At 71.4% G+C, this 24096-nt stretch carries 23 protein-coding genes; 15 read left to right on the top strand and 8 right to left on the bottom strand.

The features are described from left to right. Positions 1-29: 29 nt before the first annotated feature. The gene (locus tag AB0K15_RS31600) at positions 30-2435 is read right to left on the bottom strand and encodes a glycoside hydrolase family 2 TIM barrel-domain containing protein (protein WP_364058580.1); all 2406 of its coding nucleotides are present in this window, start codon (positions 2433-2435) and stop codon (positions 30-32) included. A gap of 2 nt (positions 2436-2437) precedes the next feature. Beyond that, the gene (locus AB0K15_RS31595) at positions 2438-2848 is read right to left on the bottom strand and encodes a helix-turn-helix domain-containing protein (RefSeq protein WP_364058577.1); all 411 of its coding nucleotides are present in this window, start codon (positions 2846-2848) and stop codon (positions 2438-2440) included. Positions 2849-2941: 93 nt separating this feature from the next. Between AB0K15_RS31595 and AB0K15_RS31590 the strand changes: the two genes are divergently transcribed. Together AB0K15_RS31590 and AB0K15_RS31585 are read left to right on the top strand one after the other, a co-directional pair. Beyond that, positions 2942-3760, top strand: a complete 819-nt coding sequence (locus AB0K15_RS31590) for an NAD(P)H-binding protein (protein ID WP_364058574.1) — start codon at positions 2942-2944, stop codon at positions 3758-3760. A gap of 13 nt (positions 3761-3773) precedes the next feature. Next, complete coding sequence (locus AB0K15_RS31585) at positions 3774-4634, top strand: haloalkane dehalogenase (protein ID WP_364058571.1); 861 nt, start codon at positions 3774-3776, stop codon at positions 4632-4634. Between the two features lie 7 nt (positions 4635-4641). Here AB0K15_RS31585 and AB0K15_RS31580 read toward each other — a convergent pair whose 3' ends face one another. Together AB0K15_RS31580 and AB0K15_RS31575 are read right to left on the bottom strand one after the other, a co-directional pair. Further along, the gene (locus AB0K15_RS31580) at positions 4642-5532 is read right to left on the bottom strand and encodes an NAD-dependent protein deacetylase (RefSeq protein ID WP_364058568.1); all 891 of its coding nucleotides are present in this window, start codon (positions 5530-5532) and stop codon (positions 4642-4644) included. A 9-nt stretch (positions 5533-5541) separates the two neighbouring features. Further along, entirely contained in the window at positions 5542-6900 is a 1359-nt protein-coding gene (locus AB0K15_RS31575; protein ID WP_364058565.1) for a sugar porter family MFS transporter, read from the bottom strand. 9 nt (positions 6901-6909) lie between these two features. Here AB0K15_RS31575 and AB0K15_RS31570 point away from each other — a divergent pair, with 9 nt between their 5' ends. After that, positions 6910-7203 (top strand): hypothetical protein, encoded by a 294-nt coding sequence (locus AB0K15_RS31570; RefSeq protein ID WP_364058562.1) that lies wholly within the window; start codon positions 6910-6912, stop codon positions 7201-7203. 158 nt (positions 7204-7361) lie between these two features. Here the strand turns inward: AB0K15_RS31570 and AB0K15_RS31565 are convergent, their stop codons facing one another. Beyond that, entirely contained in the window at positions 7362-8759 is a 1398-nt protein-coding gene (locus AB0K15_RS31565) for a hypothetical protein (RefSeq protein ID WP_364058559.1), read from the bottom strand. Positions 8760-8838: 79 nt separating this feature from the next. Between AB0K15_RS31565 and AB0K15_RS31560 the strand changes: the two genes are divergently transcribed. The 7 genes from AB0K15_RS31560 (at position 8839) to AB0K15_RS31530 (ending at position 15439) form a co-directional block, all read left to right on the top strand. Beyond that, positions 8839-9588, top strand: coding sequence for a nucleotidyltransferase domain-containing protein (locus AB0K15_RS31560; protein ID WP_364058556.1), 750 nt, complete (start codon positions 8839-8841; stop codon positions 9586-9588). Between the two features lie 310 nt (positions 9589-9898). Further along, positions 9899-10852: an ABC transporter ATP-binding protein gene (locus AB0K15_RS31555; protein WP_364058553.1), complete on the top strand. Its 954-nt coding sequence runs from the start codon at positions 9899-9901 to the stop codon at positions 10850-10852. Between the two features lie 37 nt (positions 10853-10889). Beyond that, a complete protein-coding gene (locus AB0K15_RS31550) occupies positions 10890-11594 on the top strand; it encodes an ABC transporter permease (protein ID WP_364058550.1) in 705 nt (234 codons plus the stop codon). Beyond that, positions 11591-12574, top strand: coding sequence for an ABC transporter substrate-binding protein (locus AB0K15_RS31545; protein WP_364058547.1), 984 nt, complete (start codon positions 11591-11593; stop codon positions 12572-12574). Before AB0K15_RS31550 ends, AB0K15_RS31545 begins: the two co-directional genes overlap by 4 nt. Next, positions 12571-13302 carry an isochorismatase family protein gene (locus tag AB0K15_RS31540; RefSeq protein ID WP_364058544.1) on the top strand — a complete coding sequence of 244 codons (732 nt, stop codon included), beginning with the start codon at positions 12571-12573 and terminating at the stop codon, positions 13300-13302. The genes AB0K15_RS31545 and AB0K15_RS31540 overlap by 4 nt, the downstream gene beginning before the upstream one ends. Next, complete coding sequence (locus tag AB0K15_RS31535) at positions 13299-14735, top strand: UbiD family decarboxylase (RefSeq protein WP_364058541.1); 1437 nt, start codon at positions 13299-13301, stop codon at positions 14733-14735. The genes AB0K15_RS31540 and AB0K15_RS31535 overlap by 4 nt, the downstream gene beginning before the upstream one ends. Further along, complete coding sequence (locus AB0K15_RS31530; protein WP_364058538.1) at positions 14735-15439, top strand: GntR family transcriptional regulator; 705 nt, start codon at positions 14735-14737, stop codon at positions 15437-15439. Before AB0K15_RS31535 ends, AB0K15_RS31530 begins: the two co-directional genes overlap by 1 nt. Before the next feature lie 550 nt (positions 15440-15989). Here the strand turns inward: AB0K15_RS31530 and AB0K15_RS31525 are convergent. From AB0K15_RS31525 to AB0K15_RS31515, 3 genes are read right to left on the bottom strand one after another with little or no spacing between them, the layout of a single operon-like run. Continuing rightward, a complete protein-coding gene (locus AB0K15_RS31525) occupies positions 15990-16736 on the bottom strand; it encodes a GntR family transcriptional regulator (protein ID WP_364058536.1) in 747 nt (248 codons plus the stop codon). Next, positions 16733-17641 (bottom strand): LysR family transcriptional regulator, encoded by a 909-nt coding sequence (locus tag AB0K15_RS31520; protein ID WP_364058533.1) that lies wholly within the window; start codon positions 17639-17641, stop codon positions 16733-16735. The genes AB0K15_RS31525 and AB0K15_RS31520 overlap by 4 nt, the downstream gene beginning before the upstream one ends. A gap of 36 nt (positions 17642-17677) precedes the next feature. Continuing rightward, positions 17678-18298, bottom strand: coding sequence for a UbiX family flavin prenyltransferase (locus AB0K15_RS31515; RefSeq protein ID WP_364058530.1), 621 nt, complete (start codon positions 18296-18298; stop codon positions 17678-17680). A 201-nt stretch (positions 18299-18499) separates the two neighbouring features. On the opposite strand from AB0K15_RS31515, the gene AB0K15_RS31510 reads away from it, so the two are divergent. From AB0K15_RS31510 to AB0K15_RS31490, 5 genes are read left to right on the top strand one after another with little or no spacing between them, the layout of a single operon-like run. Then, on the top strand, positions 18500-19534 hold the full coding sequence (locus tag AB0K15_RS31510; RefSeq protein WP_364058527.1) for an amidohydrolase family protein: 1035 nt from the start codon (positions 18500-18502) through the stop codon (positions 19532-19534). Further along, positions 19531-20334 (top strand): alpha/beta fold hydrolase, encoded by an 804-nt coding sequence (locus AB0K15_RS31505; protein ID WP_364058524.1) that lies wholly within the window; start codon positions 19531-19533, stop codon positions 20332-20334. The genes AB0K15_RS31510 and AB0K15_RS31505 overlap by 4 nt, the downstream gene beginning before the upstream one ends. Next, entirely contained in the window at positions 20331-21212 is an 882-nt protein-coding gene (locus AB0K15_RS31500; RefSeq protein WP_364058521.1) for a xanthine dehydrogenase family protein subunit M, read from the top strand. The genes AB0K15_RS31505 and AB0K15_RS31500 overlap by 4 nt, the downstream gene beginning before the upstream one ends. A gap of 46 nt (positions 21213-21258) precedes the next feature. Beyond that, entirely contained in the window at positions 21259-21738 is a 480-nt protein-coding gene (locus AB0K15_RS31495; protein WP_360603401.1) for a (2Fe-2S)-binding protein, read from the top strand. Then, entirely contained in the window at positions 21735-24095 is a 2361-nt protein-coding gene (locus AB0K15_RS31490; protein WP_364058518.1) for a xanthine dehydrogenase family protein molybdopterin-binding subunit, read from the top strand. The genes AB0K15_RS31495 and AB0K15_RS31490 overlap by 4 nt, the downstream gene beginning before the upstream one ends. Position 24096 lies beyond the last annotated feature (1 nt).

The following is a 24096-nucleotide window of genomic DNA, read 5'->3' as shown; positions in this document are numbered from 1 at the left end:
TGCGATGGTACCCGCGTCCGGCGAATGGCTCAGACCGCCGAGATCGTGGCCGATCCCGTGTCCAGAAACGGATGCGACGCGGTCACGGTGATCGTCCCGGGGGTGTCGCGCATCGAGCGGATCCACACCGCCGCCGCGCCGCCGAGGGCGCCGAAGTCCAGGAACGGGTCGCCGATCAGGACTCCCGGCCCGTCGACCGCGACGCTGAGCACCCCCCGGGCGTGCGGGCGCGGTGCGCCGTAGCGGTCCACCGACCGGAGCGTGACGCGGGTGGTGTCCTGGCCGTCGGCGGTGATGGCGCCGTCGTCCGCGGCCACGGCCAGCGTGTCGAACGCCGGGTCGGCGCTGAACCTGCGGCGCAGCACCGTCTGCCCCTTCACCCGGCCCTCGATCGTCAGATCCGGGCGCGCGTTGCCGGTCACTGTGAGGTTCACCAGGAACGGCGGGTGCTTCAGGTGGCCGAACCGCGCCCGGTCGGGGTGCACGGTGACCGGCCGACGGCCCGCGACGGTGACCACGAGCTGGTCGCAGTTCGACCAGATCAGCGCGTTGCGGCCGGGTCCGCCCCGCGGCGAGCCGGGCCCGAGGTCCCAGTAGAACGCGGGCTCGATCACCGCACCGCGTGACGGGGCCCGCTGCGCCCGGTAGAAACCCGCGCCCAGCTTGGGAATCCGGAAGAAGTCGACCACGCCGGGGTATTTCACCCCGCGCAGCGAGTGGTACCAGCCGGACGGGTAGTCGAAGCCGCACCACGCGATCAGCCCGCAGTAGCGCGGGTCGGCCGCGGCGTGTTCGTGCACCCACGCGTGCAGCATGCTCTGCTCCCGCTGCACGTCGGCGGCGTCGGTGCGGCGGAAGTACGGCGCGCCCACGAGCGTGCCCACGGCCTCGCTCACCAGGTACGGCACGCCGCGGCGCGGCGGGCGCAGGGGCGGTGGCGCGTTGCGCGACGGTGGGCGGCTGTAGTCGTTGAACGAGAAGACCCCGCCGTTCTCCTTCACCGGGTACAGCGCCGACACATAGCCCTTCTGCCCGGCGACGGCGCCGGTGCACGGCCGCATCGGGTCGAGCTCGGCGGCCAGCTGGTCGGTCTTGCCGTAGAGCGTGTACTGGCCCAGCGTCTCGTTCACGCGTGTGCCCCACACGATGATCGACGGGTGGTTGCGGTCGCGCACGATCATGTCGTGCACGTCGCGCACCGCGAGCTCCTGCCACGCGGTGTCGCCCACGTGGTCCCAGCCCGGCAGCTCCTCCCAGACGAGGATACCGAGCTCGTCGCACGCGTCGAGGAACGCGGGCGACTGCGGGTAGTGCGAGCAGCGCACCATGTTGACGTTGAGCTCGTTCTTGAGGATCTCGGCGTCGCGCCGCTGCACGCGCTCGGGCATCGCGCCGCCGACGAACGGGTACCACTGGTGGCGGTTGAGCCCGAAGAGCTTGAGCGGGCGGCCGTTGAGGCGGAAACCGTCCACAGTGAACTGGGCGTCGCGCAGCCCGGTGCGCACGGGGTAGGTGTGGACCTTGCGCCCGGCGACCGAGAGCGTGACCAGGATGTCGCACATCGCCGGCTCGTCGACGTCCCACAGCTTCACCGCCTCGAGGCCGTCGAGCGTGACGGTGGTGTTCGTCTCGCCCTTGCGCAGCCCGGTGATGTCGGTGACCGCGGTGGCGATCTCGGTACCCGCCTGGCTCAGCGTCGCCGTGAGCCGCACGGGTCCCTTCACCGCCTTGGCCGCGTCGACGGTGCAGTGCACCACCACGGCGCGGTTCGGCGTGAGCACGGCGACCTGCTGGGCGTACACATCGGACAGGTACGCCTGCGGCGTACCGTAGAGGTTGACCGCGCGGTAGATCCCGGCGGGCTGGTAGAAGTCGATGGCCGTCGGGTTCGGGTACTCCGGCAGGTCCGGGGGAGTGTCCTGCTGCCAGCGGCCGTCGACGGCGACGGCGAGCACGTTGTCGGAGGCGGTGAGCAGCCCGGTGATCTCGCACGTCAGCGGCAGGTAGCCCCCGCTCTGCGAGGCGACGCGGCGGCCGTTGAGGTACACGGTGGCGGCGCTGAGGACCCCGTCGAAGCGCAGGAACGCGCGGTTCTTGCGCAGCTGCGGCGGCACGAAGAAGTGCTGGCGGTACACCCACAGGTGCTGCCAGTCGTTCGGGTGCCAGCCCTCCCACGACAACGGCGTGACGCAGTGGGGCACCGACACCAGTGTCATCGACCGGTCGTCGAAGTCCACTTCGGTGCAGCCGGGCACGAACGGGCCGAACAGCCAGTCGGCGCCGAATCCGCCGGTCGCCTCCACCGGCTCGGGGTGGTTCAGCGCGGCCGAGAGCGCGCCCGAAGCCGCGATGACCGCGCCGGCGCCGAACAGGAACGTGCGCCGGGGGTGACCGGTCTTCGGGACAGCCGTGCCCCCGGGTTCTTCCTCCGCCATGCCTATGCGCTCTGCCGGCCGCCGGACTCGTCGTACCCCGACTGCGTGGCGAGGATGTCGACGGCGTGGTCGCGCAGCCAGGAGAACAGGGCCGAGAGCTGGTCGCCGGTGCCGCGGCCGAGCGGCGTGAGGCCGTAGGTGACCTGCGGCGGCGTGGTGGGCTCGACGCGGCGCCACACGAGGCCGTCGCGCACGAGGGTGCGCAGCGTCTGCGCGAGCATCTTCTCGCTCACGCCTTCGATGCTGCGGCGGAGCTCGAAGAACCGCAGTTCCCGCTCCCGCAAGGCGATCAGCACCCACACGCCCCAGCGGCTGGTGACGTGGTCGAGCACCGTCCGCGCCGGGCAGTCGGTGTGAAACACCTCATACCCGTCACGGGTCGACCGGCCCGCGAACTGCGTCCATTCCTCCATGTCGTGAGCTTACTTAAAGGTGCGTCCTTCCGGTCGGGGGACGCGCACGGCACCTTCGTGACCACTGTGGATCGTAAGATTGGGGTAACGAAAATGATCGTGGTGACGGGGGCGACCGGGAACGTCGGCCGCCCGCTGGTGGCGGCGCTGGCCGCGGCGAATGTGCCCGTGACGGCGGTGTCGCGCACGGCGCCGGCCGAACTGCCCGAAGGTGTCGTGCATCGGGTCGCGGACCTGGCGGCGCCGGAATCGCTGCGCGATGTGGTGGCGGGAGCCGACGCGTTGTTCCTGTTCCCGGGCGGCCCGGCTCCGGCGGAGCTGGCCGACGTCGCGAAGGCCGGGGGAGTGCGGCGGCTCGTGCTGCTGTCCTCGCTGGGCGCGGCCACCCGGCCGGAGGCTTACGGGTTTTTCACGGCGTACGAACAGGTCGTGCGCTCGTCGGTGCCGGCGGCGACGATCCTGCGGCCGAGCGGATTCACCACCAACACCTTGGGGTGGGCTCCTTCGGTGCGCGCTTCGCGTCTGGTCGAAGCTCCCTTCGGCGACGTGGCGCTCCCGTTCGTCGACCCGGCCGACATCGCGGCGGTCGCCGCCGCGGCACTGCTGGACGACTCGCACGACGGCGCCGAGTACGAGGTGACCGGTCCGGAGGCGCTGACGCCGCGTGAGCGGGCGGCGGTGATCGGCGCCGCGCTCGGCGAGCCCGTCCGGTTCGTCGAGCAGACGCCGGACGAGGCCCGCGCGGGGATGCTGGAGTTCATGCCACCGCCGATCGCCGAGGCGACGCTGGCGGTCCTGGGTTCCCCGCTGCCCGCCGAGCGCCGGGTGAGCCCCGACGTGCAGCGGGTGCTGGGCCGCCCGGCCCGGACGTTCGCCGAGTGGGTGGCGGAGTCCGTCGCCGCGTTCCGCTGAGGGGCGGGCGGAGATGCCATTCACCCCGGTGCTGGGTTCGACCGTGTACCACCGCGAAACCGGCCGTGGCGCGCCGTTCGTGTTCCTGCACGGCAACCCGACGTCCTCGTACCTCTGGCGTGAGGTGCTGCCCGCGGTCGGGGGCGGGCGCCTGCTCGCGCCCGACCTGATCGGCATGGGCGATTCGGGAAAACCGCCGCTGGCGTACACCTTCGACGACCACGCCCGCCACCTCGACGCGTGGTTCGACGCCCTGGGTCTCGGCGAAATCGTGCTCGTCGGCCACGACTGGGGCGGTGCGCTCGCCTTCGACTTCGCGGCGCGACATCCGGGCCGCGTGCGCGGGGTCGCGTTCACGGAGACGATCGTGAAGCCCCTGACGTGGGCGGAGTTCCCGGCCGCGGGCCGGGAGTTGTTCCGGGCGCTCAAAACCCCGGGCGTCGGCGAGCGGATGGTGCTCGACGACAACGTGTTCCTGCGCGAGCTGCTGCCCGGCTCGGTGTCCCGCGCGCTCGCACCGGCGGACTCGCAGGAGTACCTGCGGCCGTATCCGACGCGGGAGAGCCGGCTGCCGTTGCTGCAGTGGCCGCGCGCGATGCCGCTCGACGGCGAACCCGCCGAGGTCGTCGCCCGGATCGAGCGCTACGGAGAGTGGCTCGCGGCGAGCGCCGACGTGCCGAAGCTGCTCGTGACGTTCGAGCCCGGACCCGGTGTGATGCTGGGGCCGGAGCTGCGGAAGTGGTGCACCGACACGATCGCCGCGCTCGACCACGCGCACCACGCGGTGCCGGCGGGGCACCACACACCGGAGGACCAGCCCGCCGCGCTGGCCGCGTCGATCTCCGCGTGGGCCGACGCGCGCGGGCTGCGGTAGGCCCGGGTCAGGCGAGGCGCGCGGGTCCGCCGACGAGGTCGACCAGGTCGGTCAGGGCCTCGCCCAGCGGAAGGTCGACGCGGACCTGCGCGTGCGCGTCGCCTCGGGTCTGGCCGCGGTTGACGATGAGGACGGGTTTGCCGGTTTTCGCGGCGTGGCGCACGAACCGCAGGCCGGACATGACCGTGAGCGACGAGCCGAGGACGAGCACCGCCGCGGCCTCGTCGACCAGGCGGTAACAGCGTTCGACCCGCGGGCGCGGCACGTTCTCGCCGAAGAACACCACGTCGGGCTTGAGCACACCGGCGCAGGCGGTGCAGTCGACGAGCGTGAACGTGCGCACGGCTTCCTCGGCGAGCTCGACGTCGCCGTCGGGGTTGATGCGGGTGGCGGTGCCGCCGAAGTCCGGGTTGGCCGCGCGCAGGCGGTCGTCGAGCTCCTCGCGCGGCGTGGTGCGGCGGCAGCCGAGGCAGATCACGCGGTCGAGGTTGCCGTGCAGCTCCACCACGCCGCGCGTGCCCGCCGCGCGGTGCAGGCCGTCGACGTTCTGCGTGATCACGCCGGACAGCAGGCCCGCTTCGCGCAGGGCCGCGACGGCGTGGTGCCCGGAGTTGGGCTCGGCGCGCGCGATGGTGCGCCAGCCCAGGTGGCTGCGCGCCCAGTAGCGGCGGCGGCCCTCGGCGCTGCTCGTGAACTCGTCGTAGGTCATCGGGGTGTGCCGGCGCAGGCTGCCGGACTCGCCGCGGTAGTCGGGAATGCCGGACTCGGTGGAGATCCCCGCCCCGCTCAGCACCACCACGCGGCCGCGGGAGACGACCTCGGCCACCTCGGCGACGCTTCCGGTGCGCGGGAGTGGTTCGCCCGTGCCGGTCCAGGTCAGGGTCGGTCGTGTCCGCACCTGATCAGCCTACGCACCCACGAGCTCGCGTTCGAGGTCCTCGAGGCTGCGCCCCTTCGTCTCCGGCATCAGCCGCCACACGAACACGAACGCCAGCGCCGTCATCACGGCGAAGAACAGGAAGTTGAGCCCGGCCCCGAAAGCGTCGAGCAGCGGCGGGAACACGAGCGCGACCGCGAGGTTGAACAGCCAGTTGAAGACCACGCACACGCTCACGGCCGCCGCGCGGATCCGCAAGGGGAACAGCTCCGGCAGCGCGACCCACTGCACCGGGCCCCACGAAACCGAGAACGACGCGACGTACACGGCGATCCCGGCCAGCGTCAGGCCGAGCAGCAGCGGACCCTTCGTCATCCCGCCGAGGTTGACCACGGCCAGCAGCACCATCGCCGCGCACATCCCGAGCGCGCCCACGAGCAGCAGCGGCCGCCGGCCGGCGCGGTCGATGAGCCGCATCGCGGGCAGGGTCATGAGCATGTTCACGGCGCCGATCCCCACATTGGCGAGGATCGCGCCGGACGAACCGAACCCCACGTTGGTCAGCAGCGTCGGCGCGTAGTAGATGATCGTGTTGATGCCCACGAAGTTCTGGAAGAACACGAGCAGCATCCCGACCGTGAACACCTTCCGCAGCCGGCCGCCGGTGAGCATCCGCAGCCGCAACGGCCGTGCCTGCTCGGCCTCGTCGCGGGCGCCGGCGCGGATGTCGGCGAGCTCGGCGTCGGCCGCGTCGTCGCTGCCGCGCAGCCGGGTCAGCACCGTGCGGGCCGTGCGTTCGTCGTGCTTGTTGACCGCGAGCCAGCGCGGGCTCTCGGGCTGTGTGTAGATCCCGGCGACGAGCAGCACGGCCGGCACCACGCCCAGGCCGATCATCCACCGCCACGCGCCCCAGCCCGACAGCGCGTAGTCGGCGATGTAGGCGACGAGGATGCCGACGGTGACCAGCAGCTGCATCAGCGAGGTGAGCTTGCCGCGCACCTGCTTCGGCGCCAGCTCCGACAGGTACATCGGCACCACCACCGACGCGATCCCCACGCCGATGCCCATCACGAACCGGAACGTCACCAGTATCGGCGCCGCGCCCGACACGGCGGCGCCGATCGTGCCGACGATGAACACCACGCCCGAGCCGAGGATCATCCGGCGCCGGCCCAGCGAGTCGGCCAGCCGGCCCGCGAGGCCCGCGCCGGCCATCGACCCGGCCAGCAGCCCGGAGACGACCATGCCCTGCACGATGGGGCTCAACGGGATGTCGCGGCCGATGTAGAGCAACGCGCCGGAGATCACCCCGGTGTCGTAGCCCCACAGGATCCCGCCCAGTGCGCCGAAGAACCAGATGCCGAAGTTCGCCGCCCGCCGCCCGCTCACCGTCCGATCATGACCCGGGCCGCGAAGATCGGCAGCGCGAACGTCGTTTTCGTTGCCCGGCAACACGAATCCCCCGGACGGGGCAGAAGCGGATTCGGTCGCGGCGCGGCTGGGTACCTCACCGGCATGTGGTTCGCGTTGGGTACACCCGTGGTCCTGATGGTCGCCGCCGTGCTGATGGAGCGGTTCGAGCAGCACTGCTCCCGGGTCCCGGCGAGAGCCGAAGGCACAGCGGAACGGCCGGAAAAAGCACGGGATGTTCCGCGTCCGGTGGTGGCGCAGCAGGTGGCGCTGCCGCACTGATGTTCCGCCGGGCGCGGACCACCGGGTGAAACCGGGAACGTGGTGCGGCGCCGGTCACGGCCGCGGGCGGCGGCCAGGGACGGTGATCGGCGTGGGCACCTGCGGGGACAGGGCCGGGCTCCCACCGTCGGGGTGCGGGAGCCCGGCCCGTCGCGCGCTTACTGGGCCGCGCCCGAGGTGAGGGTCTGGTACCACGCGTCCCACGGGTGGTTGGTCGCCGCGTAGTTCGCGGGCGGGTTCGTGGCCAGGCCCGCCGAGTCGAAGTCCCAGCCGCGGACCAGGTGCCCGCTCTGCCGGGCCGAGGTGATGAACGCCGACTCCGTGGCGGGCGCGCCGTAGAACAGCGCGTCCTGCTGCAGCTCGGCCGGGTCGCCCTTCTGGTACTCGTCGAACGCGACCTGCGGGTAGCGCACGCGCTCCCCGGAGACGCGGTCGGTGGCGTAGCGCAGGGTCTGGGCCGGCGTCGGACCGTCGGCGCCGGTCGACACGGTCACCCGGCGGGTGCCCGACGTGCCGGTGGCCTTGGCGAACAGCGGGTCCGCCGTCTTCGCGTTGCCGCTCCAGGTCACGGCGCCGGAGGCGTCGAGCGTGCCCTGCCACTGCCAGTTCTGGCCGGAGGACTGGCTGCGGTGGATCTCGCGCACGCCGGTGCCGGCGAAGGCGACAGTGGGGGACACGCCGTTGTCGTACTGCCGGCTCGCCGACCAGGTCAGCTCGCCGTCGGCGCCGAGCTTCGCCGTGTGGGACCAGAGGGTGGCCGCGGTCTGCGACTGGTGGACCTCGACGAGCCTGCCGGAGTCGTCGAGCGCGATCGCCGGGGTCTGGCCGCTGTCGTAGCGGCCGTGGCGGTTCCAGGTCACGCGGCCGTCGGCGCCGTACGTGCCGGTCCAGTACCAGAGCGCGCCGGCGCCGGAGTCGTGCACCTCCACGACCTGGCCGCTGCCGTTGATCGCCACCGCCGGGTGGTACCCGACGTCGCGGCGGTACTCGGCGCGCGTGCCGCTGTCACCCGAGAGCAGCGTGAGCACCTTGCCGCGCAACGAGTCCGTGGTCGCGCCGGCCGGGTAGTCGGCGGCGAGCAGGAGCCGCGGGCCGAAGGCGGCCTGCAGCTCCTGGTTGACCGCGGCCAGGTTGCCGGCGGCGAAGGAGGTGTTGTCGGTGAGGTCGTCCTTGAGGTCGAGCATCACCACGATCGGCGCGGCCGTGGGGTGCGCGGCCGACCAGGTGTTCACCACGGCGAGCCAGTCACGCAGGTTGTCCGACGCGGGGTTGCCGGCGTGGTCGACGAGGTCGCCCGGGCTGCCGTGCCCGATGCCGTAGTCGTGGGTGGTGGCGTAGCCGTTGTCGTGGACGTCGAACTCGACGAAGCGGATGCCGTGGTCGAGCTGGTAGGCGATCGAGCCCTTGGCGCCGTCCACGTCGCCGGAGTAGCTGTTGTGGGTGGCCTTGAAGATCGTCGAGCTGAACGGCGTGGCCGCCGCGGTGGCGGGTGCCGTGACCAGCGCGAACGCGGTCGCGGCCGCGGCGAGTGCCACAGGCGCGCGGAAGTGGTTCATGTGCGGGGACCCCCAGGTCGAGTGCGGAAAGCGGCGAAATCGTAGCGATCATCCGCCGGGTTCATGGCATGTTCGGACGATGCCGGACAACATCGGGAAAATCTTTGCCGACCAGGTGGCCGACGTGCTGGGCGCGCTGCCCGGGGTCGAGGCGGTCGCGCTGGGCGGATCGCGCGCCCAGGGCAGCGCCGGCCCGGACAGCGACTGGGACGTGGCGGTCTACTACCGCGGCACGTTCGACCCCGGCGACCTGCGCGCGCTCGGTTACCCCGGTGAGGTGTCCGAGCTCGGCGAGTGGGGTGGCGGGGTGTTCAACGGCGGCGCCTGGCTCACGATCGACCGCCGCCGCGTCGACGTGCACTACCGCGACCTCGGCTCCGTCGAGCACGAGCTGGCCGAAGCGCGTGCCGGGCGCTTCCACTGGGAGCCGCTCGCCTTCCACCTCGCCGGCATCCCGAGCTACCTCGTGGTGGCCGAGCTGGCCATCAACCAGGTGCTGCGTGGCACCCTGCCGCGTCCGGAGTACCCGCCGGCGCTGCGGGAGAGCGCGCCGAGGTTCTGGCGCGCCTCGGCGGAGCAGACGCTCGGCTACGCGAAGAGCGCGCACGTCGAGCGCGGGCACACCACCGAGACCGCGGCGTCGGTGGGCGTCGCGGCGCTGCAGACCGCGCACGCCGTGCTCGCCGGGCGGGGCGAGTGGGTCACGAACGAGAAGACCCTCATCGAGCGCGCCGGGCTGCGCGGGCTCGACGACGTGCTCAGCGGCCTCGTCCACGACCTCGAAGGCGCGTTCGCCACGGCCGCCGCGCTGCTGCGGGCGGCCCGCTGACGGTCGACCGAAGTGGCTAGTGTCGACAGTTAAGGCCTCCGGGGCGATGACACCTCGGTAACAGGACGATCCGTACCGAGGGGAATCGAGGCGCCGCTTCGCTTGCGTGACCAGTAATTTTCCTTATCGGGAAAGATCTTTTTTCCGGTCGATCATGGCCATCGTCTCACTGCGACCCTTGACACAGCCTGGGCTGGGGCAGAGACTCTCCCGAAGTGTCGACACCTTGCGAATAGCAGTGCAGCCATCAGCAAGGAGGAGCAGTAGTGAGCAACCCAGAAGTCCGACCGGTTGGGGTGGCGGTCGGCCGATGACCTCGTCGAATGTATGTCTGGACGCGCGTGACCTGCTGCTGGGCCACAAAGCCCGGCGCGGCAACGCGTTCTCCACGGCGGTCCTCGACCTCAACCTCCAGATCATGGACGAGGAGTTCGTGGTCATCGTCGGGCCCAGCGGGTGCGGCAAGACCACGTTCCTCGAAGCCGTCGCCGGGCTGGTCCCGGTCGCCGGCGGTGCGCTCGAAGTGGGCGGCAAGGCCGTCAAGGGACCCGGCCCCGAACGATCGCTGGTGTTCCAGCACGCCTCGCTCTACCCGTGGCGCACGGTGCTGGACAACGTCCTCTTCGGACCGCAGGTGCAGGGCCGGCTCACGCGGCAGGTCCGGGCCCGGGCCGAGGAACTGCTGGAGATCGTGGGCCTGTCCCACGTGACCGGCAAGTATCCGCACGAGCTGTCCGGCGGCATGAAGCAGCGCGTGAACCTCGCGCGGGCCCTGGCCACCGACCCCACCCTGCTGCTGCTCGACGAGCCCTTCGGTGCGCTCGACGCGCAGACGCGCGAGAACCTGCAGGACGAGCTCCTGCGCATCTGGCAGGCGGACACCGTCAGCGCCAAGAAGACGGCGATGTTCGTGACCCACGACGTGAACGAGGCCGTGCTGCTGGCCGACCGCGTGCTCGTGTTCTCCCAGTCCCCGGCCCACGTCGCCCTCGAGGTGAAGATCGACGCGCCCCGCCCGCGGGACGCGGCCTGGCGGCGCAGCTCGGAGTTCCTCGCCTACGGCGACCGGATTCTCGAGGCGCTGCACCACAAACCGGCCGACGAGAGCGTGAACCCCCACCCCACCCAGGACTCCGCGGCTGCGGAAGACTCAGCGAGGAACCATGACAACGGCGTCAACACTGACCAGGCCGCCGAGCACGCCCGGGCCGACCGCGGCAGCGGAGTCCAGGGGACTGTCCGCCTGGGTTCAGCGCCGGCGTAGCGGCCTGCTCGGCGCGGCCGGGCTCGTCATCGTTCTGGTGCTGTGGCAGGTGTGCACCGCCACCGGTGTCGTCGACGTCTCCTTCAGCAGCAGCCCGACGCGCATCGTCGGGGCCGAGATCGACCTGTTCGGCTCGGGCGAAATCTGGCCCGCGCTCGGCGCGACCGGCCTCGAACTGCTGTGGGGCCTGCTGATCACGTTCGTGGTCGGCATCCCGGTGGGTCTCGTGCTGGGCCGCAGCAAGATCCTCCACGACATGACCGAGCCGATGGTCAACATCCTCTACTCCGTGCCGTACGTGATGTTCCTGCCGATCATCATCTTCTGGTTCGGCATCGGCGACGTCTCGCGCATCCTGGTGATCATCTGGGCCGCGATCCTGCCGCTCATCATCAACATCACCGCCGGCGTGCGGAACCTCGACCGCGACTACACCCGGGTGGCGACCGTGTTCTGCACGCCGCGGCTGCGGTTCTTCTACGCCATCGCGCTGCCCGCGACGCTGCCGTACATCCTCGCCGGGGTGCGCCTCGCCGTCGGCCGCGCGCTGGTCGGCGCGATCGTCGCGGAGCTGTTCCTCGCGAGCCAAGGTCTCGGGTACTTCGTCCAGACCCAGACCTCGAATTTCAACATGGACAACGCCATGGCCGGCATCATCATCCTCGCCGTCGTCGCGCTGCTGCTCAACGGCGCCGTGCGGATGATCGAACGCCGCTTCACCCACTGGGCAGGTTCGCAGTGAACAAGAAGATCCTCTCGGCGGTCGCGGCCGCCGCGGCGCTGGCGCTCGGTCTCACCGGCTGTGCCGGCAAGGGCGGCGGCACCGCCCCCGTCAAGGCCGACGCCAACGGCGCCCTGCCGATCACCATCGGCTACACCGCGCTCGGCGCGGGGTACTCCGACCTGTACGTGGCCCAGGACGAAGGCATCTTCGCCAAGCACGGCCTCAAGGTCACGCTCAACCGGCTCAACGACAGCTCGCAGCTGGTGGCCGCGCTGTCGAGCAACAGCGTGAACATCGGGGTCGGCGTCGCGGCGGACTCCGCCGCCGCGATCATGAAGGGCGCCGACCTCAAGTACGTGGCGATGTCGGAGCCGCACTACAACCTCGAGATGTGGGCCAGCCCCGACATCAAGACCATCAAGGACCTCAAGGGCAAGAAGGTCGCGATCTCCTCACCGGGCTCGCAGAGCGACTTCGGGCTGACCGACCTGCTCGAGGCCAACGGCATGAAGCGGGAAGACGTGCAGGCGGTGTTCGTGAAGAGCGTGCCCGCCGAGGTCGCGGCGCTCGGCAGCGGTGCGGTGTCCGCGCTGCTGACCCAGCCGCCCAACGGCACGCAGAGCCGTGAGAAGGGCGCACACCGCCTGGCTTCGCTGGCCGATCTCCAGTTCCCGCTCGGCGCGTACACCGTGCAGAACAAGTTCCTGCAGAACAACCGCGAAGCGGTGAAACGGTTCTACGCCGCGGAAGCCGAGTCGCTGCAGTACCTGCGCGGCCACAAGGCCGAGACCGTCAAGGCGATCAAGAAGTACAGCGGGGTGCAGAGCGACGACCTCGCCAATTACGCGTACGACTTCTTCCTGACGGTGTGGTCGCAGACCCCGGAGGTGGACCCCAAGGTGATCAAGCAGGCGTTCGACGAAGCGGCGCACAACGCGAAGTCGACCCCGCCCGCGGACGTCACGAAGTACATCGACAGCACGCTGGCGGCGGCATGAGCGTGCCGAAGACGGCCGCGGCCGTCTTCGAGGACGGCTGGGCGCCCTACCTGACCGAGCGCGACCGGGCCGTGCTCGCGGCGACGTCGTGGGCCAAGCAGGCGCCCTTCGGCCTCGGCTCGCGCCCGCTGGTCGTGGCCGTCGACCTCTACTACGCCGCGCTCGGCCTGCCGCGCGCCGACATCGTGGAGTCGGTCGCCGACTGGCCCAGCTCGTGCGGAGCGCAGGGCTGGGAGGTCGTGGACCGCACCGCGCCGTTCCTGCGGGCGGCCCGCGACGCCGGCGTGCGCGTGGCGTACTTCCACGCCACTCCACCGGAATACGGGCGCTGGAACCGCAAACCGGCTCCGGCGCTCGCGCCGAAGCCGCGCGCGGTGGACGGCAACGCCATCGTCGCCGAGGTGGCCCCGGCCGAGGGTGACATCGTGCTGAGGAAGATCGGCCCGAGCTGCTTCTTCGAGACCCCGCTCGACACCATCCTCCGGGCGGGGGGCTACGACACGCTGCTCGTGGTCGGTGAGGCGACCAGCGGCTGCGTGCGCTCGACGGTGGTCGACGCGTGCAGCCGCGGCTACCGCGTGGGCGTGGTCGGCGACCTGTGCTTCGACCGGTTCGAGTCCTCGCACTGGCTGAGCCTGTTCGACCTCAACCAGAAGTACGCCGACGTGATCACCGCAGACGCGGCCACCGAGTACGTCCAGGCCCACACGCGACGAGGAGCAGCATGAACGACACCGGTCCCGACCTGCGGCGCTGGCTCGCCGAAGCCGAGCGCGAAGGCGAGGTCCAGCCGATCGAGGGCGCCCATTGGGAGCTGGAGATCGGCGCGCTCTCGCAGGTCAACTACCGGCGCAGCAAGCCGAAGGCGATGCTGTTCGACTCCATCAAGGACTACTCCGCGGGCTCGCGTGTGCTGTCCGGTTCGGTGAGCAACCCGCGGCTGCTCGGCTCCGTGCTCGGCCTCGGCTGGGACAACACCGACGAGGACCTCATGGAGTCCCTCGCGGTGAAGCCGGGCCAGTGGGCGGCCGACGCCGCCGAGTTCCGCGCGGTCACGGTGGCCGACGGGCCGCTGCTGTCCCATGTGGACGACGAGGTGGACCTGCTGAAGTTCCCCGTGCCGCGCTGGCACGAGGGCGACGGCGGGCGCTACATCGGCACGGGCTGCGCTGTAGTCACCCGCGACTACGACACCGGCCGGATCAACCTCGGCGCCTACCGCATGCAGGTGCAGGACGGGGGCCGCTCGGCGACGGTGAACATCGAGGCCGGCAAGCACGGCGCGCAGCACCTGCGCCGCTGGTTCGAGGCCGAGGGCCGCGCGCCGATCGCCGCGTCGCTCGGCCACCACCCGGCCTACCTGGTGGCGGCCGGCGTCGAGGTGCCCGCCGACGTGTCGGAGTACGACTACGTCGGCGCGATGACCGGTTCGCCGGTGCGCACGATCGCGGGCCTGGCCACGGGCCTGCCGCTGCCGCACGACGCGGAGATCGCGATCGAGGGCTGGGTGCGCCCGGCCGAGACGCGCCCGGAGGGCCCGTTCGGCGAGTGGACCGGGTACTACTCCGGTTCGCAGGACCCGATCCTCGCGATCGACATCGAGAAGGTCTACTACCGCGACGACCCGATCCTGCTCGGGGCGCCTCCGGGCAAGCCGCCGCACGATTACTCGTACATGCGCACCGTGATGAAGTCCGCGATCATCACCGACTCGCTGCGCAAGACGGGGCTGCCCGGCGTGCGCGCCGTGTGGGCGCACGAAGCCGGCGGCGGGCGGTCGTTGCTGATCGTGGCGATCGAGCAGAAGTACCCGGGGCACGCGCGCCAGGCCGCGTACCTCACGGCGCAGCTGCCGAACGCCGCGTACATGAACCGCTTCACGGTGGTGGTGGACCACGACGTGAACCCGCGTGACCTCGGCGAGGTCGTGTGGGCGATGTGCGGGCGCACCAACCCCGAGCTCGACATCGAGGTCATGAAGCGGACGTGGGGCAGCCGGGTCGACCCGCTTACGCTGCCGGGCGAGATCCCGTTCAACAGCCGCGCGGTGATCGACGCGTGCCGGCCGTTCGAGCGGCTCAAGGACTTCCCGGCGGTGGCCGAGTCGACCGACGACCTGGTGGCTTCGGTGACCAGGCGCTGGCCCGAGGTGCTCGGCTAGTGACCGACGCGGGCGTCGAGGACCTGCGGAAGGAGCTGTTGTTCAGCGCGTTGCGCGGGTCCGACGGCGACTCGTCGCTCGCGTTCACGATCTTCCGCGAGCTCGCCACGAGCATCGTGGAGGGGAGGCTCCGGCCCGGCCACGAGGTCAACTCGGCCGAGCTGGCCCGGCGGTTCAGCACCTCCCGCACCCCGGTGCGGGAGGCGCTGCTCCTGCTGGAACGGGAGTCGCTGGTGATCGTGCCGCCGCGGCGGCGGCCGTACGTCTCGCCGGTGGACATGCGGCAGGTGCGGGAGATCTACGAGATCCGGGGCAGCCTCTACGGGCTGGTCAGCGAGCTGGTCGTCGCCCGCGCCACGGACGAGGAGATCGACGGCCTGCGCCGCTGGCAGAAGGTGCTGGCCGACGACGCCGAACGCGGCGACGTCCACGGCTACTTCTGGCACAACGTCGGGTTCCGCAACGCGGAGGCGAGCCTCTCGCAGAACGGCGAGCTGCAGCGGCGGCTGTCCTCACTGGGCCTGCAGATGCACCGCTTCCGGCACCTGAGCCTGTCGCTGCCGGGCCGGCTGCTGCACTCGGTCGCCGACCACGAGCGCCTCGTCAACGCCTACGCCGACCGCGACGCGCCGCTCGCCGCGGCGGTCAGCCGCTCGCTGGTGCTGCGGGGCTACCGCGCGATCGAGCGGTCCGGCCAGGTGTGAGGCAGTGCCCGGCATCCCGGCCGGGCGCGCGTAACCGCCGTCTGTGCGCGCGAGGCCCCGACCCGCGCACAGGCGCCGGTCACCCGCGTCCGGCCGGCCACCACCACGGGGCGCTCGGTGCGTTGGCCACACCGAACGCGGCATGGGTTGCGTGGAGCGCAGCCAAGGCGAAGTCATATTTGGTTGCATGAGTGTGACCGGGCGTCGGTGGGATGCGTAGACGTCAGGCAAGTGACTCGGCTGCCGCACCCTGCTCTGGGCGCGGTGTCGCCGACATAGGCCGCCAAGCGAATCGCCGTCCGTTCGACCTTGGTGCGCAGGTCCGGATCACGCGCGCCGAGCCACTCGCGGACCGGCCGGGCCTTGCTGTTCAAGGTGGTGTCCAACCAGGCGAGATCCGCGTTCGGGTCGATTCCGGCTGGCCCGCCGATCGCGCTACCTGAGAGCCGGTGCATCGCGTCCGTGGAGGTGATCCGCCTGCTCGTGCACCCAGCCGAGCTCTTTCATTAGGCGACCTTGTTCAACGCAGCCGAGGCGGAATGGGTGCGTGTCAGGTGAGAGGGCCGGGGGAGCGCTCGACCTGCAGCCCCGACCAGCCGGACTCCTCTATCGCCTGCAGCCCGGCCGTGATGATGGACCTCGTCAGCGCCACGGCCAGCGGGGCGTCGCGGTCGCGGTAGGCCTCCAGGAGCCGCTCGTGGTCGTCCACGGAGCGCGTGAGGCGACCGGGCAGCGACAGGCTCACGTGGCGCAGCTGGAGGGTGCGCAGGCCCAGTGATCCGAGCAGGCGGGTGAGCTGGTGGTTGCCCGCGACCTCCGCCTCGGCCTGGCGGAACGTGACGTTGTGCCAGAAGTAGGCGTCCACGTCGCCGCGTTCGGCGTCCTCGCGCAGGTGGGCCTGCCACGTGTCCAGCACCTCGAGGGCGCTGTCCGGGGCGTTGCGCACGATCAGCTCGCTGACCAGGCCGTGCAGGCTCGCGCGGATCTCGTACATCTCGCGCGCCTGGCTGAGGGTCACCGGGGCCACGCGCGGGCGCCGGCGCGCCGGGATGTCCACGAGGCCTTCGCGCTGCAGGGTGAGCAGTGCTTCGCGCACGGGCGTGCGGCTGCTGGTGTAGCGGCGGGCGAGCTCGACTGAGTTCACGTCGGCGCCCGGCGGCAGGCGGCCGTCGATGATCTGCACCGCGAGGTCCTCGACGATGCGGTCCACGAGCGAGATCTCGGTGCGCCCGTCGCGCAGGATGCGGCGCAGGACGTCGGTGCCGGGCCGTTCGCCGGTTTCGTCCGGCACGGTCACGGGGTCTCCTCGGGGGTCGTGGCCGCGCGCAGCACGTCGAGCATCTGCTGGGCGGCCGGGGGGTGGCTCGCGTTGAGCAGCCGCACGGCCGCGATGCGCCGGCGCGGGGCGGGACCGGCGATGTCCACGGCGACGACGTCGGGCCGCAGGGCCACCAGCGCGAGCCGCGGCGCCGCGCTGATGCCGACGCCCGCCGCCACCAGGCCCTGCGCCGACAGGTAGTCCTCCGTGGCGAAGCCGATGTCCGGTTCGAACCCGGCGAGCCGGCACAGCGTCGTGAACGCCTCGTCATACGGCGGGCGGTGGCTGCGCACCACCCAGCTCTCGCCCGCGAGCTCGCGCAGCTCCACTTCGGACTCGCCGGCCACGGGGTGGTCCACCGGCACGAGCACGCACAGCGGGTCGTCGGCCAGGTGGATCCACTCGATGTCGGCGGGCACCGAGCGCGGGTCGAAGTCGTAGTCCCAGGCCAGGCCCAGGTGAATCGAGCCGTCACGCAGGTTCGCGGGCATGTCGGACGCGTGGGCCGAGCGCAGCACGATCTTCGTGTCCGGGTAGCGCTCCTGGTACGTCCGCACCACGCGCGGGATGAGGTCCGCGCCCGCCGTGGGGAACGCGCCGAGCCGAACGTAGGACTGCTGCGCCTTGAGGTCGGCCATCTCCTGCTCGATGTTCGCGATCGTGCCGAGCAGGCCCGTGCTGCGCTCGGCGAGGATGCGCCCGGAGTCGGTGAGCTCGATGCCGCGCGGGCCGCGGATCATCAACGTCACGCCGAGCTGCCGCTCCAGCAGCGCCATCTGCTGCGACACGGCGGAATGGGTCATGAACAGGGCTTCGGCGGCCGCGGTGAACGAGCCGCGTTCGGCCACCGCCGAGAAGATCTGCAGTCGCCGAGCTTCGAGCACCCGAGTCCTTTCCCGACCGCTCGCGCGGTCCCGCCGTCAGCCACCTTGGGTGAGAGCGTCTTTGCGCCTGGTCACGTCACCGTCCCACGCCGGGGGAGCGAGCTCCCACAGGCCCACCCGGGCGAGCGCGCGGCGGGCGGTGAAGTCCACCAGGTCTTCGATCGTCTCGGGTCGAGAATAGAAGGCGGGGACCGGGGGCGCGATGATGGCGCCCGCTTCGGCCGCGGCGGTCATCGACTTGAGGTGCCCGAGGTGCAGCGGCGTCTCGCGCACCATGAGCAGCAGTGGCCTGCCCTCTTTGAGGCACACGTCGGCGGCACGGGCGACCAGGTCGTCGGTGTAGCCGGTGGCGATGGCCGAGAGCGTCTTGATCGAGCACGGGGCCACCACCATGGCCTCCACGGGGAACGAGCCCGACGCGATGGTCGCGCCGATCTCGCCGGGCCGGTGCGTGACGTCGGCCAGCTCGCGCACGTCCTCGGCGGACAGGTCGCATTCGTGCCGCAACGTCACGATCCCGGCCTTCGACAGGATGAGATGCGTCGAGAAGTCCGGGCGCTCGCGGAGCAGTTGCAGAATGCGCACGCCGTAACACGCACCGCTCGCACCGGTGATGGCCACGACGACGTTGCGCCGCGGCAGTCCTGTCCCCGTCAACGGGCACCCGCCTTTCGCTGTTCACCCGGTCGTGGTGCCGGGCTCCGGTCATCGCATCACGCCGGGTCCCACTCGCGCGAGGGGGGCGCTGTAAGAACTGCTTACCGGGGCCGACAGCAAAGCGCGCTGGTTGCCCCTGTCCTGGCCACCTAGCGTCGAGGAACAGCGAGTTTTCCCACACGTGGTCTTCGGCACTGAGAGGTGAGTCGGACGGACAGCGACGAGATCGTCCCCTACCCGGTCCTCGACACGCACGCGCACATCGTCCCGCCGTCGCTGCTCGCGGCGCTCGAGAAGGCGCCCGCGTGCGGCTTCAGCGCCCGGCGCACTGAGAAGGGCTGGGTCGTCGACGTGCCCGGCATGGGCGAGACCCGCCCGATCGGCGCGCGGATGAACGAGACCGGCCCGCGGGCCGGCTGGCGCGGCCAGACGGGGGTGGCCACCCAGGTCGTCTCGCCGTGGATGGACATCCAGTCGGCGTTCCTCGAACCGCCCGCCGCGCGCGACTGGGCCCGCACGGTCAACGACGCGATGGCCGAGTCGGTGGCCGAGCTCGGCGGCGGCACGACCGCGCTGGCGTCCGTGGCCACCGACGACGGCGAGCAGGCCGCCGCCGACCTGCTGGAGGTGTGGAAGCGCCCGGAGTTCACCGGCGTCATGCTGAGCACCGACCCGCTCACCGGCTCGGCGCCGCACGAGGAGAACTTCGAGCCACTGTGGACGGTCGCCGCGCGCGAGGAGATCCCGGTGGTGCTGCACCCGCCCACGTACGGGCCCTCGGGTGAGCTCGCCACGCTCGGCACCATGGGCAACGTCCACGGCCGGCTGATCGACAACACCGTCGCCGTGACCGAACTCATCCTCCACGGACTGCTCGACCGCCACCCCGGCCTCAAGGTGATCCTCGTGCACGGCGGCGGGTTCCTGCCGTACCAGGCGAGCCGGCTCGACGGCGGCTACCGCACCAAGGAGGCCTACGCGGGGGAGCTGGAGCGGGAGAAGCCGTCGGACTACCTGCGGGACTTCGTCTACGACACCGTCGCCCTGTCCGCGCCCGCCATCCGCTTCCTCACCGGGCTCGTCGGCTCCGACCACGTGGTGCTCGGCAGCGACTACCCGTTCGCGCTGGGCGACCCGCGTCCCGTGCACACCGTGCTGGACGCCGGACTGTCCGAAAGCGACACCGAGGCGATCCTGCGCACCAACGCCGAGAAGATCTTCCGGAGGCCCGCATGATCCCGTCCGCCTCGACCGCGGGCCCGCTGGCGGTCCGCCGCTGGGGCGCGGGCGAGCCCGTGGTGCTGCTGCACCCGCTCGCCACCTCCGGCGAGCTGTGGACGCCGCTGGCCGAGGCGCTCGCCGACGAGTTCCAGGTGTTCGCGTTCGATCTGCGCGGCCACGGCGAGTCGTCCTGGGACGGCAAGCCGTTCTCGATCGCCGACCTGGCCGACGACCTCGGCGCCGCCCTCGACTCGCTTGGGCTGGAGACCGTCTCCCTGCTGGGCCTGTCGATGGGCGGCAGCGTGGGCGTGAACTTCGCCGGCCGCTTCCCGGGCCGGGTGCGTTCGCTCGTGCTCGCCGACACCACGGCGTACTACGGCGACGACGCGCCGCGGGTGTGGGCCGAGCGCGCGGAGAAGGCCGTGTCCGTGCCGCGCTCGAAGCAGGTGGCGTTCCAGCTGGACCGCTGGTTCTCCCCGGAGTTCCGCGAGGCGAACCCGAACGAGGCCGACCGGATCGTGAAGATCTTCCTGCGCACCAACAGCGAGGCGCACGCCGCGGCGTCGATCGCGATGGGGGAGATGGACTCCCGTTCGCTGCTGCCGTCGGTCACCGCGAGCACGCTCGTGCTCGTCGGTGAGCACGACTACGCGACGCCGCCGGAGATGGCGGCCGCGCTGGCCGACGGCATCCCCGGTGCCGAGCTGGAGATCCAGACCGGCCTGCGGCACATGTCCCTGATCGAACGGCCCGCGCTCGCCGAGCGTGTGCGGGCACACCTGAAGACCGGCACGGCCGGCACGGAGACCGCATGAAACCCGGCAGGTTCACCTACCACTCGCCACGCAGCCTCGACGAGGCGCTCGCGACGCTGCAGGTCTACGGCGACGACGCGAAGGTGCTGGCCGGCGGCCAGAGCCTGATGCCGATGCTCAACTTCCGCCTGGCGCGCTTCGAGCACCTGGTCGACGTGAACCGCGTCGGCGCCGAGTACGCCGAGCCGACGTTCGGCGACACGCGCATCACGATCCCGCTGCTCGTGCGGCAGCGCCGCGTCGAACGCTCGGCCGAGGCCGCCGCCGCGCTGCCGGTGCTCACCGAGGCGTTGCAGCAGGTGGCGCACCCGCAGATCCGCAACCGCGGCACCATCTGCGGCAGCCTCGCCCACGCCGACCCGGCGGCGGAGCTGCCGAGCGTGCTCTCGGTGCTCGACGCGACCTTCACGATCGCTTCGTCGCGCGGGGTGCGCGAGGTGCCGGCGGAGGAGTTCTTCCTGTTCCACCTCACCACTTCGCTCGAGCCCGACGAGCTGCTGCTGCAGGTCAGCGTGCCGCGTCCACCGGCGAACCAGTTCTCGGCGTTCCGCGAGTTCGCGACGCGGCGCGGGGACTTCGCGCTCGCCGGCGTGGCCGCGGTGTGCGAGGTCGACGCCGCGGGCGTGGTGACCGCGTGCCGGATCGCCGCAGCCGGAGTGGCCCCCACGCCGCACCGGCTCACCGACGTCGAGGCGCTGGTGACCGGCGCGTCCCTGCACGAGGACCTGTGGCCCGACGTCGAGGCCGCAGCCCGCGCGCAGGTCGATCCGACCGGCGACATCCACGCGAGCGCCGAATACCGCAGCCGGCTCACCGGCGTCCTGGTCAAGCGCGCGCTCGCCGACATCCGAGGAAAACTGGAGGCCACCCGTGCGTGACCACGCGACGGAGTTCCCCACCCGCACACAGGACGAGACGCACACCGTGGGGTGCACGGTCAACGGCCGCGAGTACGAGGCCGTCGTCGACCCGCGGATGACGCTCGCCGACTTCCTGCGCGAGAAGCTGCGCCTCACCGGCACCCACCTCGGCTGCGAGCACGGCGTCTGCGGCGCGTGCACCGTGATCGTCGACGGCGCGGCCACGCGCTCGTGCCTCATGCTCGCCGTGCAGGCCGACGGTGCCGAGGTCGAAACCGTGGAGGGGCTCGCCGAAGACGGTGAGCTGGCGCCGTTGCAACAGGCGTTCAAGCGCAACCACGCGCTGCAGTGCGGCTTCTGCACGCCCGGCTTCCTGATGAGCGTCACGGCCGCGCTGCGCGAGGAGAGCGTGACCGACGAGGAGCAGGCCCGCGAGGTGCTCAGCGGCAACATCTGCCGCTGCACCGGCTACACCGGCCTGGTGAAGTCCGTGCTGGAAGTCGCGCAGGGCAAGGAATCGCAGGGGAAGGACACCGAGGCATGAGCGACACCCTGGTCCCCGAAGGCACGATGATCGGCCGGCGCCTGGAGCGCCGCGAGGACGAGCGCCTGCTCACCGGCCACGGCGGTTACCTCGACGACCTCGACCTGCCCGACGCGCTGGCGGCTGCGTTCCTGCGCTCGCCCCACGCCCACGCGAAGATCCGCTCCTTCGACGCCACCGAGGCGCTCGCGCTGCCCGGCGTGATCGCCGTGTACTCCGGCGCCGACCTGATGGAGATCCAGAAGCCGCTGGCGCCGAAGGTCCAGCACCCGCAGCTGCGCGACTACCCGCGCCTGCCGATGCCGCCGGTGGAGCTGCACTACGTCGGCGAGCCGCTCGCCGTCGTCGTCGCCGAGTCCCGGTACATCGCCGAAGACGCGCTGGAGCTCATCGAGGTCGACTTCGAGGTGCTGCCCGCGGTCGCGTCCACCGCCGTCGCGTTGCAGGAGAACGGCCCACTGGCGCACTCCGGCGACGAGAGCAACGTCGCCGTGCTGCTCACCCAGAGCGCGGGCGACGCGGCGAAAGCGCTCGCCGAGGCGCCGAACGTGCTCTCCGAAGAGTTCTTCGTGATGCGCGGCGGCGGTCACTCGATGGAGACCCGCGGCGTGGCGGCGCGGTTCGAGGCGGCGACCGGGCAGGTCACCATCTGGGACACGACGCAGGCCCCGCACTACGCGCGCCAGCAGCTGTCGGTCATCTACGAGATGGCCGAGGACGACATCCGCGTGATCGCGCCGGCCGACGTCGGCGGCGGCTTCGGGCCGAAGGCCCAGTTCTACGGCGAAGAGGTCGTGATCCCGTGGGTCGCGATGAAGCTGGGCCGCGCGGTGAAGTGGGTCGAGGACCGCCAGGAGAACATGGTCACCTCGATGATGGAGCGCTCGCAGACCCACCGCGTCGACGTCGCGTTCGACGACAACGGGCTGCTGCTCGCGGTCAAGGACGTGATCGAGCACGACCAGGGCGCCTACTGCGCGGGCCTGCAGGTCCCGTCGATCACCACCTCGACCGTGCCCGGTCCGTACCACGTGCCGAACATCGCGATCGAGCTGCGCGCGTGCTACACGAACATGGTCCCGACGTCGTCGGTGCGCGGCGCGGGCCGCCCGCAGGCGGTGTTCGTGATGGAGCGGATGATCGACCGGATCGCCGAGCACCTCGGGCTCGACCCGGCGGACGTGCGCCGCCGCAACCTGATCCAGGCCGACGAGTTCCCATACAAGGTCGGCATCATGTTCCGCGACGGCAGCCCGCTGACCTACGACAGCGGGAACTTCCCGGCGCTGCTGGAAGGCACGCTCGAGCGGATCGGCTACGACGAGGCGCGCGAGCGGCAGGCCGAGCTGCGCGCCGAAGGCCGCTACGTCGGCATCGGCCTCTCGGTGTACATCGAGGGCTGCGGTCTCGGCCCGTACGAGGGCGCGAAGATCCGGCTGACCAACAAGGGCCGTATCCTCGTCACGCTCGCGGCGGCCGGGCAGGGCCAGGGCTACGAGACCGTCTACGCGCAGATCGCCGCCGACGGCATCGGGCTCGACATGGACTTCATCGAGGTCAAGACCGGCGACACGAGCCGGATCCCGTTCGGGCAGGGCACGTTCGCCTCGCGCATCACGGCCACCTGCGGGCCGGCCGTGATGGACGCGGCGAAGCAGATGCGCGAACGCCTGCTCGACACCGCGGCGGTGCTGCTCGGCTGCGACGCGTCCGAAGTGGACTTCGTGGGCGACAAGGCCTGTCTCGGCGGGGACCTGGAGAAGTCCGTTTCCCTGCAGCAGCTCGCGCAGACGGCGAACATCGGCAAGCACGGCATCACGATGCCGCGTGGCATCAAGGCCGGCATCGAGACCTCCAGCTACTTCTCGCCGGAGCGGGCCGCGTACGCCAGCGGCGCGCACGCCGCGCTCGTGGAGGTCGACCCGGAGACCGGTGAGATCGAGATCCTCAAGTACGTGATCGGCCACGACTGCGGCAACGTGATCAACCCGCTGCTCGTCGACGGCCAGGTGCTCGGCGGCTTCGCCCACGGCATCGGCAACGCGATGTACGAGGAGCCGGTGTACGACGTCGAAGGCCAGCCGCAGGCCACGAGCTACCTCGACTACGCGCTCGTGTCGGCCACCGAGGTGCCGGCGGTCGAGCTGTTCCACATCCAGACCCCCAGCCCGCTCAACCCGCTCGGGGTGAAGGGCGCGGGGGAGGGCGGCACGATCCCGGCGCCCGCCACGATCGCGAACGCCGTCGAGGACGCGCTGCGGCCGCTGCGGGCCCGCGTGACGCGTGCACCGATCACCCCGGCGCGCATCGTCGACGCCATCCACCGCGCTGAGTCGACCAGCGCCGACCAGGACTGAA

The sequence above is a fragment of the Amycolatopsis sp. NPDC049253 genome (assembly GCF_040678995.1).
In the GTDB taxonomy this organism is placed as follows: domain Bacteria; phylum Actinomycetota; class Actinomycetes; order Mycobacteriales; family Pseudonocardiaceae; genus Amycolatopsis.
This window is presented reverse-complemented; position numbering and strand designations above follow the sequence as displayed.